The organism is Chryseobacterium foetidum (assembly GCF_025457425.1).
Lineage (GTDB): Bacteria > Bacteroidota > Bacteroidia > Flavobacteriales > Weeksellaceae > Chryseobacterium > Chryseobacterium foetidum.
This window is the reverse complement of record NZ_JAMXIA010000001.1, coordinates 1,251,794-1,268,952: the sequence shown is the minus strand read 5'-3', so window position 1 is coordinate 1,268,952 and position 17,159 is coordinate 1,251,794. Positions and strand designations below refer to the sequence as shown.

Annotated in this window: 17 protein-coding genes; 7 read left to right on the top strand and 10 right to left on the bottom strand. The window is 35.7% G+C overall.

The window, feature by feature from the left end; genetic code table 11:
• Positions 1–81: 81 nt before the first annotated feature.
• On the top strand, positions 82–1,416 hold the full coding sequence (locus tag NG809_RS06000) for a trigger factor (RefSeq protein ID WP_262148929.1): 1,335 nt from the start codon (positions 82–84) through the stop codon (positions 1,414–1,416).
• Positions 1,417–1,624: 208 nt separating this feature from the next.
• Here the strand turns inward: NG809_RS06000 and NG809_RS05995 are convergent, their stop codons facing one another.
• Positions 1,625–2,368, bottom strand: coding sequence for a hypothetical protein (locus tag NG809_RS05995; RefSeq protein WP_262148927.1), 744 nt, complete (start codon positions 2,366–2,368; stop codon positions 1,625–1,627).
• 297 nt (positions 2,369–2,665) lie between these two features.
• On the opposite strand from NG809_RS05995, the gene NG809_RS05990 reads away from it, so the two are divergent.
• From NG809_RS05990 to NG809_RS05980, 3 genes are all read left to right on the top strand, one after another.
• Positions 2,666–3,628 (top strand): T9SS type A sorting domain-containing protein, encoded by a 963-nt coding sequence (locus tag NG809_RS05990; RefSeq protein ID WP_262148925.1) that lies wholly within the window; start codon positions 2,666–2,668, stop codon positions 3,626–3,628.
• Positions 3,629–3,887: 259 nt separating this feature from the next.
• Positions 3,888–4,574 carry a hypothetical protein gene (locus NG809_RS05985; protein ID WP_262148923.1) on the top strand — a complete coding sequence of 229 codons (687 nt, stop codon included), beginning with the start codon at positions 3,888–3,890 and terminating at the stop codon, positions 4,572–4,574.
• Between the two features lie 149 nt (positions 4,575–4,723).
• Entirely contained in the window at positions 4,724–7,576 is a 2,853-nt protein-coding gene (locus NG809_RS05980; RefSeq protein WP_262148921.1) for a M16 family metallopeptidase, read from the top strand.
• Between the two features lie 291 nt (positions 7,577–7,867).
• Here the strand turns inward: NG809_RS05980 and NG809_RS05975 are convergent, their stop codons facing one another.
• Positions 7,868–8,452 carry a DUF3109 family protein gene (locus NG809_RS05975; protein WP_262148919.1) on the bottom strand — a complete coding sequence of 195 codons (585 nt, stop codon included), beginning with the start codon at positions 8,450–8,452 and terminating at the stop codon, positions 7,868–7,870.
• Between the two features lie 143 nt (positions 8,453–8,595).
• Complete coding sequence (locus tag NG809_RS05970) at positions 8,596–9,501, bottom strand: DUF6427 family protein (protein WP_262148917.1); 906 nt, start codon at positions 9,499–9,501, stop codon at positions 8,596–8,598.
• Positions 9,502–9,543: 42 nt separating this feature from the next.
• On the opposite strand from NG809_RS05970, the gene NG809_RS05965 reads away from it, so the two are divergent.
• Positions 9,544–9,777 (top strand): DUF6341 family protein, encoded by a 234-nt coding sequence (locus tag NG809_RS05965; RefSeq protein ID WP_262148915.1) that lies wholly within the window; start codon positions 9,544–9,546, stop codon positions 9,775–9,777.
• Positions 9,778–9,865: 88 nt separating this feature from the next.
• Here the strand turns inward: NG809_RS05965 and NG809_RS05960 are convergent, their stop codons facing one another.
• The 7 genes from NG809_RS05960 to NG809_RS05930 form a co-directional block, all read right to left on the bottom strand.
• A complete protein-coding gene (locus tag NG809_RS05960) occupies positions 9,866–10,216 on the bottom strand; it encodes a type II toxin-antitoxin system VapC family toxin (protein WP_262152560.1) in 351 nt (116 codons plus the stop codon).
• A gap of 10 nt (positions 10,217–10,226) precedes the next feature.
• Entirely contained in the window at positions 10,227–10,388 is a 162-nt protein-coding gene (locus NG809_RS05955) for a hypothetical protein (RefSeq protein ID WP_262148913.1), read from the bottom strand.
• 23 nt (positions 10,389–10,411) lie between these two features.
• Positions 10,412–10,849, bottom strand: coding sequence for a universal stress protein (locus tag NG809_RS05950; protein ID WP_262148912.1), 438 nt, complete (start codon positions 10,847–10,849; stop codon positions 10,412–10,414).
• Positions 10,850–10,912: 63 nt separating this feature from the next.
• Positions 10,913–11,518 carry a fumarylacetoacetate hydrolase family protein gene (locus NG809_RS05945; protein WP_262148910.1) on the bottom strand — a complete coding sequence of 202 codons (606 nt, stop codon included), beginning with the start codon at positions 11,516–11,518 and terminating at the stop codon, positions 10,913–10,915.
• Positions 11,519–11,992: 474 nt separating this feature from the next.
• Complete coding sequence (locus NG809_RS05940; protein WP_262148907.1) at positions 11,993–12,391, bottom strand: DUF2007 domain-containing protein; 399 nt, start codon at positions 12,389–12,391, stop codon at positions 11,993–11,995.
• 514 nt (positions 12,392–12,905) lie between these two features.
• On the bottom strand, positions 12,906–13,670 hold the full coding sequence (locus tag NG809_RS05935; RefSeq protein ID WP_262148905.1) for a 3'-5' exonuclease: 765 nt from the start codon (positions 13,668–13,670) through the stop codon (positions 12,906–12,908).
• Positions 13,671–13,721: 51 nt separating this feature from the next.
• Positions 13,722–14,474 (bottom strand): CDP-alcohol phosphatidyltransferase family protein, encoded by a 753-nt coding sequence (locus tag NG809_RS05930; RefSeq protein WP_262148903.1) that lies wholly within the window; start codon positions 14,472–14,474, stop codon positions 13,722–13,724.
• Positions 14,475–14,602: 128 nt separating this feature from the next.
• Between NG809_RS05930 and NG809_RS05925 the strand changes: the two genes are divergently transcribed.
• Both NG809_RS05925 and NG809_RS05920 read left to right on the top strand, forming a co-directional pair.
• Complete coding sequence (locus NG809_RS05925) at positions 14,603–16,531, top strand: LTA synthase family protein (protein WP_262148901.1); 1,929 nt, start codon at positions 14,603–14,605, stop codon at positions 16,529–16,531.
• 147 nt (positions 16,532–16,678) lie between these two features.
• On the top strand, positions 16,679–17,095 hold the full coding sequence (locus NG809_RS05920; protein WP_262148899.1) for a DUF2147 domain-containing protein: 417 nt from the start codon (positions 16,679–16,681) through the stop codon (positions 17,093–17,095).
• Positions 17,096–17,159: the final 64 nt, after the last annotated feature.

The window sequence follows — 17,159 nt, the reverse complement described above, 5'->3', positions numbered from 1 at the left end:
TATTTTAACGTATTATAACAAAACGAATCGCTTGTTTTAATAAAAAATTCATATTTTTGCAACCTAAAATTTTAATCGATAATGAACGTTACAGCTCAAAATCATGATGATGTAAGTGCATTGCTTACTGTTACATTAGAAAAATCTGACTACAAAGATAAAGTAGAAAAGCAGTTGATGAACTATGCTAAAAATGCACAGGTTCCTGGATTCAGAAAAGGAAAAGTGCCTTTGAGCATGGTGAAAAGACAATATGAAGCAGGAATTGCTTTCGACGAAATCAACAAGCAGGTTTCTGATGCTCTTAATAACTACGTAAACGAAAACAAACTGAGATTGGTAGGTCAGCCAGTTCCTCAGCCGGTAAACGAATTCAACCACAATGCAGAGAAAATCGAGGTGGCTTTTGAAGTTGGTTTCGAGCCTGAATTCTCTATCGATCTTGCTAAATATGAAGCGCCTCACTACAAAGTGGAAGCTTCAGACAAAGAAATCAGCAAAAGCATCGAAAACATGCAGAAGCGTTTCGCAGAGCAGGAGCCTCAGGAGAAAATCGGTAAAGATTCTTATGTAGCTTTGGAAATTTCTCAGGTAGTGGAAGAAGGTGCAGAAGGTGAGCACAATCACGCTCCGAAAAGTGCTTTGATCAACGCAGAAAACAAGGAAGCTTTCAAATTGATCAAGTCTTTGAAAATGGACGAGTCTGTGAAAGTATCTAAAGAAACTTTAGCTGAAAACGAAGATCTTGCAAAAGAATTAGGTTTCTCAAAAGAAGAAGCTGAGCACTTGCACCACGCAGAAGTTGAGGTGAAAGTAAAAGATTTCTACAGCTTGAAATTAGCAGAACTGAACCAGGAACTTTTCGATAAAGTTTACGGTGCAGACGCTATTAAATCTGAAGAAGAACTTAAAGATAAGGTAAAAACTGAATTAGACGAATATTTCCAGCAGAATGCAGACGTACACTTCGTAAACAAAGTGTTGGAGCAGGTTACAGAAAAAGAAGAAGTGAAACTTCCGGAAGCTTTCTTAACGAAATGGTTGGTATTCTCAAACCAGAACATCCAGTCTGAAGAGCAGGCTAAAGAGATTCTTGAAGCAGAAAAAAGTCAGTTAAAATACCAGATCATTGAAGGCAAATTAATGTCTGAAAATGATGTGAAAATTGATTACACAGACGTTTTGGGTCAGGCTGAGCAGTTGGTAAGAAACCAGTTGGCAATCTACGGAATTCACCACTTAGGTGATGAGGAAATCCAGAAATATGCTGCTGAAATGTTGAAAGACCAGGAGCAGGTAAGACAGTTATCTTCTGAAGTTGCTATGGCTAAGTTGAAAGACGTAATCCTTGAAAAAGCGACCAAAAAAGAAACTGCAATCTCTCACGACGAGTTTTTGGAAGAATTGAAGAAGTAATTTTTCTTTTTAAATATATCAAAACCCACCGCTTTGGTGGGTTTTGTTGTTTGTATTCGTTATTGCAGGTTGTTGTTTAGCTGCGTCATTGCGAGGTACGAAGCAATCTCCTTGCTTGTTAATTTTATTAGTTTTGCAATAATTCGGGAGTATTCATAATTGTTTGAAGATGTCGCTCAAAGTCGTGAGACTTTGCGCAGCGGTGTTTTTATAAAATCTCAAAATCCTCATTTCCCTTAATGAAAATAATGTCATAATGATTCGGCAAATACCATCCAATGAATTCCTGTAAAGATTGCAAAGAATCATCAGATGAATTTTTAAACATTTCTGGAAAAATTTCAAAAGAGAGTGTTATTCTGTTACTTTCTATCCACCAAATTAATGCAATTTTGATATTTTCTAATCCAAACAAACTTAATAAATTTCTAATTTGCAATCTTGCAATTTGTGGCAAATATTTCTCAGAAGGTTGTCCTATTCTGGCTTGCCTTTCATGTAGATATTTATCGATAACCTTGCCTGTAAATGGTTCTGAAATTTCATTGGAATAGAATTCTTTATTTAAATAATAATCTAAAAGCTCTCCATAGGTAAATAACCAATCGTATTTATTATCAACTCCATTAATGCAAATTCCTACACCTTTTTCTAAACACTTTTCAATAAATTTATCTATCGTATTCCCATTTTGATTATTTATAGATAAGTTTAAATAATTCATTCCCATTCTATCTTCAAAAAAGTTTGGAACTGTTTCTTCAAAAGAATAATTTTTTATTGAGGAATTAAATTCAAATATCCAAGCCTCATTCCTTTCATCTAATTGCGTTTTGAACAATTCTTCTATTCCTCTCAGAATAAAGCTTGCTTTTTCAATATTTTCACTTGATTTTTTTTTCTTAAAAATGTTGAATAATCCCATAGTCTTATTTAAAATTTCTGCTAACATTCGTTGGCTTCACTCAATGCGTCAACCCAAACTATAATTTCAATAAAAATACTCAAATAAACAATTGTGGCAAATTTTTATTCACACTGACAATTGAAGAATCTTGTTCTAAAAATTCTTGTACCCATAACAATCAGTTTTCGTTGTCGAATGTCTCGCAGAAAGGAATGTTTGCTGGTGTCTCCGCAGAGATGCAAACAAATGAATGGTTTATTTTTGCGATATAAATGCCAGTAGATGAACATTTTGATGTTTGAAAATTAAATTGTAACTTTTTCAGTATTAAATTTTTACGATATGAGAGAAATTTTATTAGTTTACAAAAGTCATTTTTCAAAGCCAGAAATTTTTCGTTTTTTGAGAATCAGAATGACTTCGATGATGTGTATTTTTACTGTAGTGTTTAATTTTGATTTCTATTCAAAAGCACAAACCACGCAGGTGATTCCGGATAGCAATGTGTCAGGTACTTTTTTAGGGCCTTTGGCAAATTCGGCGAGAACGTATCAAATGCTTATTGATGACACGCAGCTCACGCCCTTTGTAGGTAAATATCTTAGTTCCATTTCATTTAGGCTTTTAGCGTCAGCGACCGTGGCTTGGCCGGCTAGTGATACTACCTTCAGCAGTTATCAGATTTATCTTAGTGATGGGGTAGATCCAGCTAACCGACAGCTCAATTTTACGGCAAACATTAGCGGTACACAAACGATGGTAAGGTCTGGCGCCTTGGTAATACCGGCTGGGTCGTTAACTTCAGGAGGAGATCCCAATGCATTCAGTTACAACATTATGTTTGATACGCCATATCTCTACAGCGGAGGTAATCTTATACTTGAAATACGCCACACGGGAAGTAATGGTGCTTCAGCTTCCACACATTCAGTGACGAGTACAAACACTGCGGCGGGTTACGGAACCCTTTTTTCTGCATGTTGGCAGGGAACTGGTGCGGTTTTAAACGGAAATTTTGCTTACCTTAAATTAAGTTCTTTAGATAATCTTAGTGTAGATTCTGTAAAATTGCCAGAAGCCTCCAAAATTTATCCAAATCCTGTAAAAGATCATCTTTACATTACATCTCAAAATGATATTGCAGAAGTTTTTGTTCTCAATTTATCTGGGCAGAAAGTCTTTTCTTCTAAGTATGCTGAAAAGAAGGTGGAACTTAATGTTTCTTTCCTTTTAAATGGGGTATATATTTTACAAATCATAGACAAGAAGGGAAATGTTAGTTCGAAAAAATTTGTAAAAGAATAGTTTAAACATTTTAAAAAGATTAATTTTTTCGGAATAATATTTTTAATAAACCTGATGCTCAAATAAATTGTAAGGAAAAGTCCTTTAAAGTATAGTTGGAACTTAAAAATTTTTGAAATAATCTGCTGTACTTATTTAGAAAATGGAAATGATGCTGGAAAGTTGAAACTGTTTTTAGTATTAGGATTTATTTGCAGAAATGTTTCAGTCAGGGATTTGCATCAAAAGCACTATCTTTACATCTTAAATATTAATTCAAATGAAAAAAATCATTCTTCCATTTATAATTGCAGCCACTTTCATATCGCCATTATCGGCAAAGACTGTTGATACTGTACCGGAAACTAAAGCTGTGGCATCACAAATTTCTCCGCAGACTGTAATTGATAACTATCTTGCAGCCTTGGGCGGAAAAGCAAAATTAGAAGCCGTAAAAACTACATTGATAGAAAATACCATGTCTGTACAAGGGATGGAGATTGGCATGACAACAAAAAAGATGGGAAATAAATTCAAATCTGAACAATCTGTAATGGGGCAAAAAATGGTTCAGTATTTTGACGGTGAAAAAGGATATTTTGAGCAGGCTGGTCAGAAAATGGATATTCCGGCAGATAAAATTCCTGAACTGAAAAAGGCTAAAACCATTGAAGCATTAAGCTACCAGGCATCCAATTTCACGTCGGTGACTACCGAACAGATCGATGGAAAAACGTATCACGTTCTAAATTCTGACAAAGGAAAATTTGCCTTCGATGCTGCTACCGGTCTTTTGTATAAGTCGGAAACCAAGGAAGGATCAGCTTTTATTAAAAGTTATATGACAGTAGACGGTCTAAAATTTCCTGAATTAATTGAAGCTGAAGGAAACGGGCAGAAAGTAAGCATTAAAACTGTAAAAGTAACCTTAAACTCAGGGGTTTCTGATGCAGATTTTAAAATCTAATATCATTCAAAAACCTATAAAATAGTCGGAAATTTTCCGGCTATTTTTTTAACTAAAATTTAACTCACCCTTTTGATGCAATTTCTTTTCGACGTGAATAATTTTTTTAATTTTATCACGTTAATACAACGGAAACAAAAAATCAAAACATGAGAAAAATTTTATCGTCAGTAGCGGCGGTAGTTCTGATGTCTTCTATGACATTTGCTCAGAACATCCCATCGGATCCCTCAGTAAGAATTGGTACTCTTCCGAACGGAATGAAGTATTACATCAAAAAAAACACGTTACCGGAGAAAAAAGTAGACTTCAGACTGGCAATCAATGCCGGATCTATTCTTGAAGACGAGAACCAGAGAGGTCTTGCTCACTTTATGGAGCACATGAACTTCAACGGAACCAAAAATTTTCCGGATAACAAATTAGTAGATTTTCTACAGTCTATCGGTGTAAAATTCGGACAGCATTTGAATGCTTACACAAGTTTCGACGAAACGGTTTACATGCTTCCGGTACCATTAGATAAGCCAGGGAATCTTGATTCAGGTCTTAAAGTAATGGAAGACTGGGCTTTCAATGCAACGCTTACCGATGAGCAGATCAACAAGGAAAGAGGTGTTGTTTTGGAAGAATTGAGACTTGGTTTAGGGGCTGACAAAAGAATGTCTGACAAGTACCTCCCTAAGATGCTCTACAAATCACAGTATGCCAACAGACTACCAATCGGTACAAAAGATGTTCTGCAAAACTTCAAACCGGATGTGATCAGACAGTTTCACAAAGACTGGTACAGACCAGATTTGATGGCGATTGTTGTAGTTGGAGACATCAATGTAGATGAGGTTGAAAAGAAGATTAAAAATAATTTCGGAAAATATAAAAATCCTTCTAAACCGAGAGAAAGAAAAGTATTTGATCTTCCAAGTCATAAAGAAACTTTGGTAGCCATTGAAACTGATCCTGATGCTACCAACTCAATGGTTCAGTTTATTATGAAAGATTCTGATGCTTATCAGCCGGATGTTACTGTAGAGCAGTATAACCAGAGTCTTGTTGAGAATTTAGCAACTACAATGCTGAATAACAGATTGAGAGAATTAATCAATTCAAATAATCCTCCTTTCACATTCGGATCTGTTTATCATGGCGGAACTTATGCAAGAACCAAAGAAGCTTTACAGGGCTTTGCAATGGTAAAAGAAGGTACGCAGGTAAATGCTTTGAAAGTACTTCTTGAAGAAACTGAAAGAGCAAAAAGATTCGGGTTTACTCAGGGAGAATTAGACAGAGCAAAAGCTCAGATCATGTCTAATATGGAAAGAACGTACAATAACCGCGACAAAACCGAAAGCGATGTGCTGGTAGACGAGTACGTAAGAAACTTCCTTGAAAAAGAACCGATGCCGGGAATTGCCTGGGAATATGAAGATACCAAAACATTTTTGCCAACTGTCACTCTTGCACAGACCAACGATGTAATGAAGCAGATGGTAAAAGATGACAGCCGTGTGATTGTAGTAACGGGTCCAAAAAAGGATAATGTTGTAATGCCGACAGAAGCTGCTATTTTGAAAGCTTTTGATGATGTGAAAATGGCTGATCTGAAACCTTACGAAGAGAAAGCAGCGATTAAAAATTTAGTGAAACCTTTCAAATCTGAAGGCAAAATTGCCAAAACTGAAACCGATGCAAAATTAGGAACCACAACCTGGACTTTAAGCAACGGAGCGAAAGTTACTTTCAAAAAAACCGATTTCAAAGATGATGAAATTGTTTTCACAGCAAGAAGTTTAGGCGGAAATTCTTTAGTTAATGATGCAGATTTTATTAAAACTCAATTTGCATTTCCTGCCTTGACTGAAGCTGGAGTAAACGGACTTTCAAAAGCTGATCTTACCAATTATATGGCTGGAAAACAGGTGAGCGTAAATCCTTACATCAGCACTTTGACAGATGGTGTGAATGGCAGAACCACTCAGAAAGATCTTAGCACCGCAATGGAAATGGTTTATGCGTATTTTACGGGATTAAATTACAGCCCGGAAGCATTCAATGCTTACAAAATGAAACAGTCTGCAATGCTGGATAATCTGATGTCTAATCCGCAGTTTTATTTCTCAAGTGAGCACGCTAAGTTTATGAATCAGAAGAACCCGAGATTCGTAGGAATTATTCCGATGGAGAAAGAATGGGCAGCGACAGATTATAAGAAAGCGTATGATATTTACAAAGAAAAATTTGCCAATGCAGGAAACTTCCATTTCTATTTTGTAGGAAATGTAGACGAGGCTAAATTAAAAACTGAAGTTTTACAGTATATCGGAAGTCTGCCTTCCACAGGAAAAAAAACCAACTTTAAAGATACCGGCTTCAGACAACCTACCGGAGACTTTACTAAAACATATAAAAAAGGTAAAGACCCTAAAAGTATGGTAACGATTGCTTATGCAGGTGAAACGCCTTACAATGAAAAAGAAGCTATTGCTTTGGAAGCATTAGGTGAAGTGGCAACAATAAAAATTGTGGAGAAACTGAGAGAAGATGAAGGTGGAATCTACGGTGGTGGTGCTCGTGGAAGCATGTCTAAAGTGCCATTCAACAGTTACTCTTTCAGCGTAAACTTCCCTTGTGGACCCGAGAATGCAGATAAACTGACTAAAATTGCAATCGCAGAACTTCAGAAACTTATAGATAAAGGCCCTGAGCAAAAAGATCTTGATAAATACAAAGAAGGCGAGTACAACGACGACAAAACCAATATGAAAGATAATGGATATTGGATGAGTAATCTGGCTAAAAACCAGCTTGACGGAACCGACAAATACGAAATTCTGAACTATACAGAAAAAGTAAAAGCACTTACTGTAAAAGACCTTCAGGATGTTGCAAAAAAATATCTGACTAAAAACAGAATTGTAGCAACCCTAATGCCCGAAGACGGATGGCAAAATGCTCCAAAAGCAGACGCGCCAGCAGCTGTAAAGGCAACGGTAGCAAAATAATTTTGGCTGATTTTTAAATTAAAACCCACCGCAGAAACTTTCTGCGGTGGGTTTGTTTTTTGTTAAATTTTCTATTGATTATTACAGTTAATTGTATCTGTAATGGTATTGATAAATGATAATAGGATTGCATCCTATTCTTTATTAAATCGTCCCTTTGGGACTTCATGTGCTGTGATTTTGAATCTTACATCTCTATGACAAAGATTTCTATAAGGTGGTTAATACTGTAATTTACCACCAAACCACTAAACCACTTAAACTCTCCAACCCTAAAACGCTCCCACACAATCACCCTCCATACTCCTTTTTCCACTCATCAGCAACATCGCTCAAAGTAGTGTAAAAATCTTCTCCATACTTTCTCGTCAGCGGAGTTTTCAAAAATTTATAAACAGGAACCTGAAGTTCTTTGCCCAAAGTACAGGCGTCGCTGCATACTTTCCATTCGTGGTAATTTAAGGCTGAGAAAGAAGAGTATTCTGTGATTCTGATAGGGTAGAGGTGACAGGAAATAGGTTTTTGCCAATCCACGGCACCGTCCTCATACGCTTTTTCGATTCCGCATTTGGTGATGCCCTTTTCATCGAAAGTTACGTAGGCGCATTCGCGGTTTTCGACCATTGGGGTTACGTACATTCCGTCCAACGGGTCGGTTGTCCATGTTCCCTGTTCGTCCAGAGCTTTCACTCCTTCAGCGGTGAGGTAGGGTTTTACTTTATCATAAATACGGTCTAAAATCTCAAGCTCATCTTTGTCTAAAGGAGCTCCTACATCGCCTTCCACACAACATGCGCCTTTGCATTTGCTCAGGTTGCAGACGAATTCTTCAGAAAAAATATCTTCAGAAATCAGTTTGTCATCTATTTGAATCATAATCATTTATTAGGTATATGTGAAAAAGTCAAAGCTCTTTTCTACTGCAAAAGTATCAAAAGAAACGTTTGAAAAAAAGAAGACTGACTAGTTTAGAACCAGTCTTGTTATTCAGAAATGATGTTTTCGCTAAAGATTTAAAATTAAATTAAATCAAAATGAAGCAAAGCTCTGTATGAAACGAGACTGACAATAATAATCCACAAACTCACTTCTTTCATCCAGTATTTAGGCATAAATCTCAGCATTCTGCTCAGAATAATCGTTACCGGAAATGCCAGCAGCAAAAGATATTCATAATTCTTATTCATGTAAAGAATTACAGTAACGAGCTGTGCCAGTGAAAATACCAGCAGGAAAGTATATTTATAACGGCTTATCGGGCTCTTCTGATTGTAATATTTAAAATGATCATACACTGCGTAGATCAACATCACAGCAATTGGAATCAGTGGAATCAGTATTTTAAAATTTTTGATCACCCATAATTTACCAAACGGAAAATAAACAGGATTCCACTCTCTCATATTTAGGAAATAGGCCACCGAAAAGTAGCTCAAAGAAATCAGTAAAACACCGAGCAGAAATCTGAAGATATTTAAACCTATCCGCTCAGAAGTTGCAACAACGTGAATCAGGACAAAAACAGCCATTGGCCACGTGGTGGGAAGAAAAATAAAGTTCAGCGAAATAATGGCGCCTACCAGCACGTAGGATTTTTTTCTCAGATCTTCATTAGTACTCGTCAGCAGCAGCAAAAGGAAGGAATTGGTGAGCAAAGCAACGGCAACGCCAAGATCCACACGATCGGGATAAAGTCCGAAAATAAAAAAGGTATACAGCAAAAGGGGCAGATGCGTCTGATAATTGAGCGCAATACTGTTGAAGCAGAAATAAGCAAGTGCAACGCCTAAAAAAGTAATTGCCGTTGTGACAGCACCTAAAGTACTGAAATCAAGAATATTGAATATGATTACGATTAAAAGAAGAAAGCCAATGTAAACAGGAATTGAAAAAATATTGCTTTCTTTTGAAAGTAATCTAAACATTTTTTATAAATTTGTGCAAAGTTAATTTAAAAAAGGAAAATAATGACGTCTTTCTTTCTATTCTTAAGTAAAGTTTTCAGAGGATCTTTCGGTTTTTACGACACCTTCGGAAATGTTTTAAACTGGGTTCTGTTCTTCGTTTGCTGCGTGCTTTTCACGTACTGGTGCTACGTTTTGGTAGTAACCTTGGGTGGCGATAAAGACAAAGAATATTATTCTCCTACAGAAGGAAAGCATCCTTACTACGATCCTACGATCTACAAAAAAGAAGGTTAATTAATTGGTTATATAGAAAAAGACCGGTCAAATTTTATTTGATCGGTCTTTTTACGTTTATACTTTTACAATTGATGGCATTCTTAGATTAAATTTCAATTAAAATCAGATCAAGTTCTGTTATTTTCGCAAATCCTCTGTTGGCAGTAACAAGTGGTGTATTGTTATTTAAAGAAGTTGCCGCAACGATGGCATCAGGTAGTTTTATATTGTAATTTTTTCTCAGTTCGATTGTTTTTTCTTTAATTATGCTGTTCCAATCAATCAGATAACAGTCAGCGATAAGATTTTTAAGTTTCATTTCTTCAGATTTTGAAATTCCTTTGAAGCCTAACAATTCTACTTCTGAAATAAATGAAATTCCAAAATTATACTCTAAAAATGGTTCTATCATTTTGTGTCCTTCGTGAATATAAATCAGAAAATTTGTATCAGCAATAAAATCAATCTTAATTTTCTCTCAAATCAGTTTGATATTTTAAACCATCCAAATCTCTTTTTAATTTTCCAAAATGCTTTGCAAGATTTCCTTTCTGCTTGCTCTTTTTAAGCTTATCTGAAAGTATTTTTGCAATATTCTTAGAACTATTTTTATCTATTAACACAGTCATCTCTTCATTTTTACAATTAATAATTATTCATGTATTGGCAGAACCAAAACAGGAATTTTAGAATCTCTCGTAATCCCTTTGGTTAAACTTCCTACGAAAACATCATAGATTCCGCTTCTGCCGTGAGAGCCCATTACAATGTAGTCGGCGTTTTTATTGTCAGCATATTCCAGAATAATGTCTTTCGCAACTCCCTGTTTTAATAAATGCTCGCATTCCACATCCTGAGAAAGAATTCTCTGATTTATTTTGTTCAGCAGTACCAGTTCTTCTCTTATTTCATTTTCTTCAATCTCCGGAAAATACTGGTAGCCCATATCGCCGATTGCAAAACCAATTTCCATCGGGGCAACGTGTATCAGATTGATTTTTGCACCCATCTGTTTGGCAAATTTTATGGCTCCTTCTACCAACTGTTCTGTTTTATCTCCGAAATCTACCGGCAATACAATATTGATCATAACTTTAAATTTTGAGGTTTTGGTTATTATAAAGATACAAAAAATAATGCCGAAGACGAAATTTTAGAGGATTCTGAGATCTAAAACTTTCTCATCTTCCATAAAAGCTTCCAGAATATCGTTCTCAGAAACCTTACCCACGCCAGCCGGAGTTCCTGTAAAAATCAAGTCTCCGACTCTCAGTGTGAAATATTGAGAAACAAATGCAATGATATCATCAACCGTAAAAATCATATCTTTTGAATTTCCATTCTGAACTTTCTCTTTGTTTTTTAAAAGTGAAAAATTCAAAGATTCAAGATTGTAATTTTCCTTTTTGAAGAAATTTCCAACCACAGCAGAGCCATCAAACCCTTTCGCCAGTTCCCACGGAAGGCCTTTGGATTTCAGGTCGCTTTGCAAATCCCTGGCAGTAAAATCAATTCCCAAACTGATGTCCTCATAATGTTTATGCGCGACTTCTTTCTGAATGTATTTCCCGCCTTTTGAGATTTTCACCACTACTTCCAATTCGTAATGTACATCATTCGAAAACTCGGGAATATAAAAATCATTTCCTTTCAAAACCGCCGTATCGGGTTTCATAAAAATTACAGGTTTATCCGGAATTGCATTTCCCAGTTCTTTAGCGTGCTCGCTGTAATTTCTTCCTATGCAGATTATTTTCATAAATTATTGTTATTACAAGAAGCAAATTCTGCTTCAATTACTTATTACCAATTGCTCATTACTTATATTTTTTAGGAGCTATTTCCCGCTTTCCGCTGTATCTTTTGTGTCATTGCGAACAAAGTGAAGCAATCTGTTGAACTTTTCCGCCATCGCAATAACACAAAAGGATGCCGCTGCAATCGGGGCTAGTTACGATGGGATATTCTTTTCAATTTTTTTTTTTGAATTGAAATTCCAAGCCATGTTAGCAAAAAACGTGAGAAACCACCCCGTCAAAAAATCAAAGATTTTTCGCCACCAGCGCCTCATTATTTTTTATTTATTTTTTGTTTCGGCGAATCTCGTTCCTCAATTTCCAGAGGAGGGTAATTTTCCCATTTTAGAACAGCCTGTCATCTTCACTCTTTTAATCTCCCATCTTCCAACTTCCAACTTCCATCTCCCATCTTCTATCTTCCCGCTTCCATCTTCTCAATGCTTAAACTTATTCCCACTGTGGTAGCAAACATAATTTTCGCTCGACAAAACAGATATTCCGAAGAAACTCGTCGAGCTGTCGTCTTTGTAGAGGTGATTTGAGCCACATTCCGGACACACAAAATCGAAAGTTGGATTATCGATGGTGTGATCTACTTCGAGTGCAAATTCATCATTTTCTTTGTAGTCTTTCAAGACCTGTTCGGCTTTTTCCAGATCTTCTTCAAAAACCTGCAGCTGAATTCCGCCAACAGCCTGCGACAGCAACCAATCCGACTGAATCAGCTGTTCGTTGGCAATAAAACTGTTGATGCCGCTTTCAGCAAGAATCTGCTTATCACGGTTGGCTTCCAACGCAGTTTCGTAGAATTTGAATTTAACTAGATCACTCATTTTTTGAATTTTAGGTTTCTCAGAAAATAGATAGATTTCTATGCCAAGAATAATTTGCTCACACGAATTATACAGATTTCTTTGCCACGAATGCACGAATAACTTTACTTAACGCTTTACACTAAAATTCGTGCATTCGTGGCTATGAACTTTTAAAGCAGGTATCCAAAGTTTTTTCCCAAAAAGAAAATCTCTGATTTTCAATCTTATGTGTTCTAATTCTTCACAAAGATTTTAAAAAAAACTAATGTGACTCATGTGTCAAAATATTTTCAAATTTTATTTGCTCTTTAAAGAGACAGATTCAAAATTTTTAGTATATATAAAAACTCTTATCCAAAGTTTTCGCCCCCCAAAGAAAATCTTTGATTTTCAATCTCATGTGTTCTAATTCTTCAAAAAGCTTTAAAACTAAAACTAATGTGACTGATGTGTCAAAATATTTTCAAACCTTATTTGAACTTTAAAGCAGGAAAATTAAAACTTAAAAACTTTTGTGACTTTTGTGGTCAAATCAAACCTTCCCCGTCAGCTGAATTTTAGTAAAAACCTTCTTCGTATACAAAGGGAAATCTGCATTCTGCAGCCATCCGTAATATCCTAAATCTTTATTGAAAACATCTTTCACCGCCTGACCCTTGTATTTTCCAAAGTTGAAAACAGGAATATCTTTATCATTGATTCCGATAAAACCGGCGAGGTCAGCGTTTTTATTGTGGAAAGTAAATTCACTCAACGCATTGATTTCATTTGGAATGTCATCATATTTTCCAACCTGAGCATCCAGAACTTCAAACGTTGCTAAAACATCGGCTTCTGCTGAATGGGCATTTTCCAGAACTTTCCCGCAGTAAAACTGATAGGCTGCACCTAGATTTCGGGGCTCTTTTTTGTGGTAAATGGTTTGTGCATCCACTAATTTGAATTTGCTTAAATCAAAATCATAATCAGCACGCAGCAGTTCTTCCGCCAATAAAGGAACGTCGAAACGGTTAGAATTAAATCCTCCCAAATCAGCACCGGTAATCATTTCAACTACTTTTGAGGCGATTTCTCTGAAAGTTGGTGCATCCTTTACATCTTCATCATAAATTCCGTGTACAGCACTCGATTCTGCGGGGATGGGCATTTCAGGATTGACTTTCCATGTTTTGCTTTCTCTTGAGGAATCTGGATTGACTTTCAGGATGCAGATTTCAACGATGCGGTCTTTTCCAACATTGGTTCCGGTAGTTTCAAGGTCGAAAACGCAAAGGGGCTTATGTAATTTTAGGTTCATGATGTTAATTTGAAAATTTGAAAATAAGTTAATTTGAAAATGGATTTGATGCTATTTCAATTGCTTTTGAAATACTAAAGAAATGAAAATATAATAGAGAATCACTAATGGAATTCCGACTGTTTTAAAAATAATTAAAATTAAAATTGCCCCAATCAGTAAGGCTACTTTTGGATAATTATCCTTTAGTTTCATCGATTTAAATTTCATTGCGATCATTTTAATGGGTGAAATTAAAAGCCAAGAGCTCAAAATTGTTATTATGAGCAAAACTTCAACAGAAAAATAAATTGTATACATTTCCCCCGTCGTTATAATCTGTGGAATGAATGTGTTTTTAGAAAATAAAATTTGTGTGAGAAGATAAATTCCAAAAATCAAAATCGTATTTGATGGCGTATTCAAACCCTTAAAATAATATTTCTGGTCTTCATCCAGATTGAAAATGGCTAATCTCAGACATGAAAAAAGAGTGATTAGAAATCCAAAATATTTAATGGCAAAAGGCAACTGCATTCCAAAAAATTCATTGCCGAAAGGCTCCAGCATTTTAAACATCGCCAAGCCAGGAATTAAGCCAAAGCTTACCATATCCGCCAAAGAATCAAGCTGCGTTCCGAGATTAGAATTAGCCTTTAAAGCTCTTGCCACAAATCCGTCGAAAAAGTCTAAAACGAGGGATAAAATAATGCAGATTGCCGTTGTTTGGTAGTCGCCTAAAATCAAATGCACAGCACCCACACAGCCCGAAAAAAGGTTTCCCAGCGTGATGGCGTTGGCCAGATTGTTTTTAATGAAATTCATGTCAGCAAAATTACATTTTTTAAAGATTTCAGACTTCATTAATGTAAACTAAAAATGACAATAGTGTGAATTTAATGTAAATTTACGCCCGTAAAATATTTGACTCTTAAAAACAGTTTTATTTAAAGATGAAATTTTTCAAAGAATTCAGAAAGGATGAGGTTCTTGTGCTCTGCTACAGAATTTTTTTGGCCTTTGTTTTTTATCAGATCGCAAGGCTTCTGTTTTGGTTTTTCAATAAAGATTTAATCAAAGTAGACAGCGTTTCAGACTACCTGAGTCTTGCTTTCCATGGGATTGCATTTGATCTCACAGCGATTCTGTATGTGAATATGCTTTTTATTTTTTTAAGCCTCATTCCGATTGTCATTAATACAAAAAGTGGGTATCAGAAGTTTCTTTTCTGGTTGTATTTTATCACCAACGGCATTGCGTATGTGATGAATTTCGGTGATTTTATTTACTATAAATTTTCGCAGACAAGGCTTACGGTTGCTGCTTTCCAGGTGGCTCAGCATGAAACCAATATTCTCAAAGTCTTCACAACTTCCAGCAAAGAACATCCTTTTGTGATTGTTTGGTTTGTGATTTTAATGATTCTGTGGGTTTTTCTTTACAAAAGATTTAAAGTTAATTACAGAAAACCTGTTAAACTCATACCTTATTTTTTATGGTCAATTTTAATATTATGTCTTTCATCAGTATTAATTGTTGGCGGAATCAGAGGCGATTTTAAACATAGTACACGGCCGATCAATCTTGTGGATGCCAATAAATTTGTCAAAATTCCGATTCAGGGAAATCTGGTCTTGAATTCTACTTTTTCATTTTTCAGAACTCTGGGAAGCAATAATTTTAAAGAAGTTCATTTCGTGGATGAGAAATTTATTGATGATAATATTTTTCCATACAAAACTTATGAAAGAAAGGTTGCCGATCGACCAAACGTCGTTATTTTCATTGTAGAATCTTTTGGAAGGGAATATTCGGGAGCTTTTAATAAAGATAAAAACATTAAAGATTTCGTTTCGTACACGCCGTTTATCGACAGTCTGGCAAATGAAAGTCTGATTTTTCCGAATACTTTTGCCAACGGACGGCAGTCGATTCACGGGATGAGCAGTATTCTGGCGGGAATTCCGAGTCTGACGGATGCTTTTACAAGTTCGCCCTATTCGAACCAGAAAATTCAGTCCATTGTTTCGGTCTGCAATGATTTGGGTTACGAAACTTCCTTCTATCACGGGGCTCCGAACGGTTCTATGGGATTTTTAGGCTTTGGAAATATTTTAGGCTTTAAAAATTATTACGGACTGAACGAATATAATAACCAGCAGCATTTCGACGGCATGTGGGCGATTTGGGATGAACCGTTTTTACAGTATTTTGCTAAAAATTCAGGCAGAAAGCAACCTTTTATGTCGACGGTTTTCACGGCTTCTTCACACCATCCTTTTAAAATTCCTGAGAAATACAAAGGGAAATTTAAAAGAGGAAAAATTGAAATGCACGAGCCGATGCAGTACACCGATTATGCGATTAGAAAGTACTTTGAAACTGCCCGAAAGCTTCCTTGGTTTAACAATACAATCTTTGTGTTTACGGGCGATCACACCAATCAGATCGCTTATCCGGAGTATGAAAAATTAATGAACCGTTTTGCTGTTCCGCTGCTGTTTTATTCTCCAAATCCGGCTTACCAGCTGAAAGGTGTGAATAATGAATTGGCTCAGCAGATTGATATTTATCCAACTTTAGCAGATTTGATAGGTTACAATAAAAAAATAAGAAGCTGGGGAAGAAGTCTGTTGAGCGAAAAGCAATACCAGCCTTTGATAGTAAATTCAGACGGAAGTTCGGAGCAGTTTATTTACGGAAACTTTATGTACAGATTTGATGGCAAAAATATTACAGGTGTTTACTTTAAAGATGATTTAGGTTTTGAAAACAACCAAATCGCTCAACTGAAAACTCCCGAGGTTGAAAAAGGAAAACTTGTCGCAAAAGCCTGGTATCAGGATTATATGGATAGGGTAATTCACCGTAAACTCAATTGATTTCTTAGAGGTGTTTAAAAATGAAAATTCTGTAAAATATTACTATTTATGCTTTGGATAGCAAAAAAGTTGGTGTGTTTAAAATTAATTTATATTTTTAACTAATTAACAATTCGGTAATCTATAAATAAAATTAAACTTTATAATATGAAAAAATTATTTTTAACACTGGCGTTTTCTCTTATCGGAGTAATGTCTTTTGCACAAATCGAAGGAAAGTGGAAAACCATTGACGACGAAACCGGAAAGCCAAAATCTATCGTAGAAATTTTCAAGAAGAATGACGGTAAATATTACGGGAAAATTGTTCAGCTTCTCATTAAACCTGAAAACAATAACTGCGTAAAATGTAAAGACGACCGTAAGAATAAGCCGTTGTTAGGCTTAGAAATCATCAGAGGACTGTCTAAAGACGATGATGAATTTGTAGGCGGAACGATTACCAATCCTAAAGACGGTAAAAGCTACAAAACTGAAATCGAAAAAGATGGTAACACTTTGAAAGTGAAAGCTTTAATTATGGGTATTGCAGTGAAAACGCAGACCTGGCATAAAGTAAACTAAGAAGTTTCAATAAAACAAAAAGGAGGTCAAAAAAATGACCTCCTTTTATTATGCTCAAAAATTT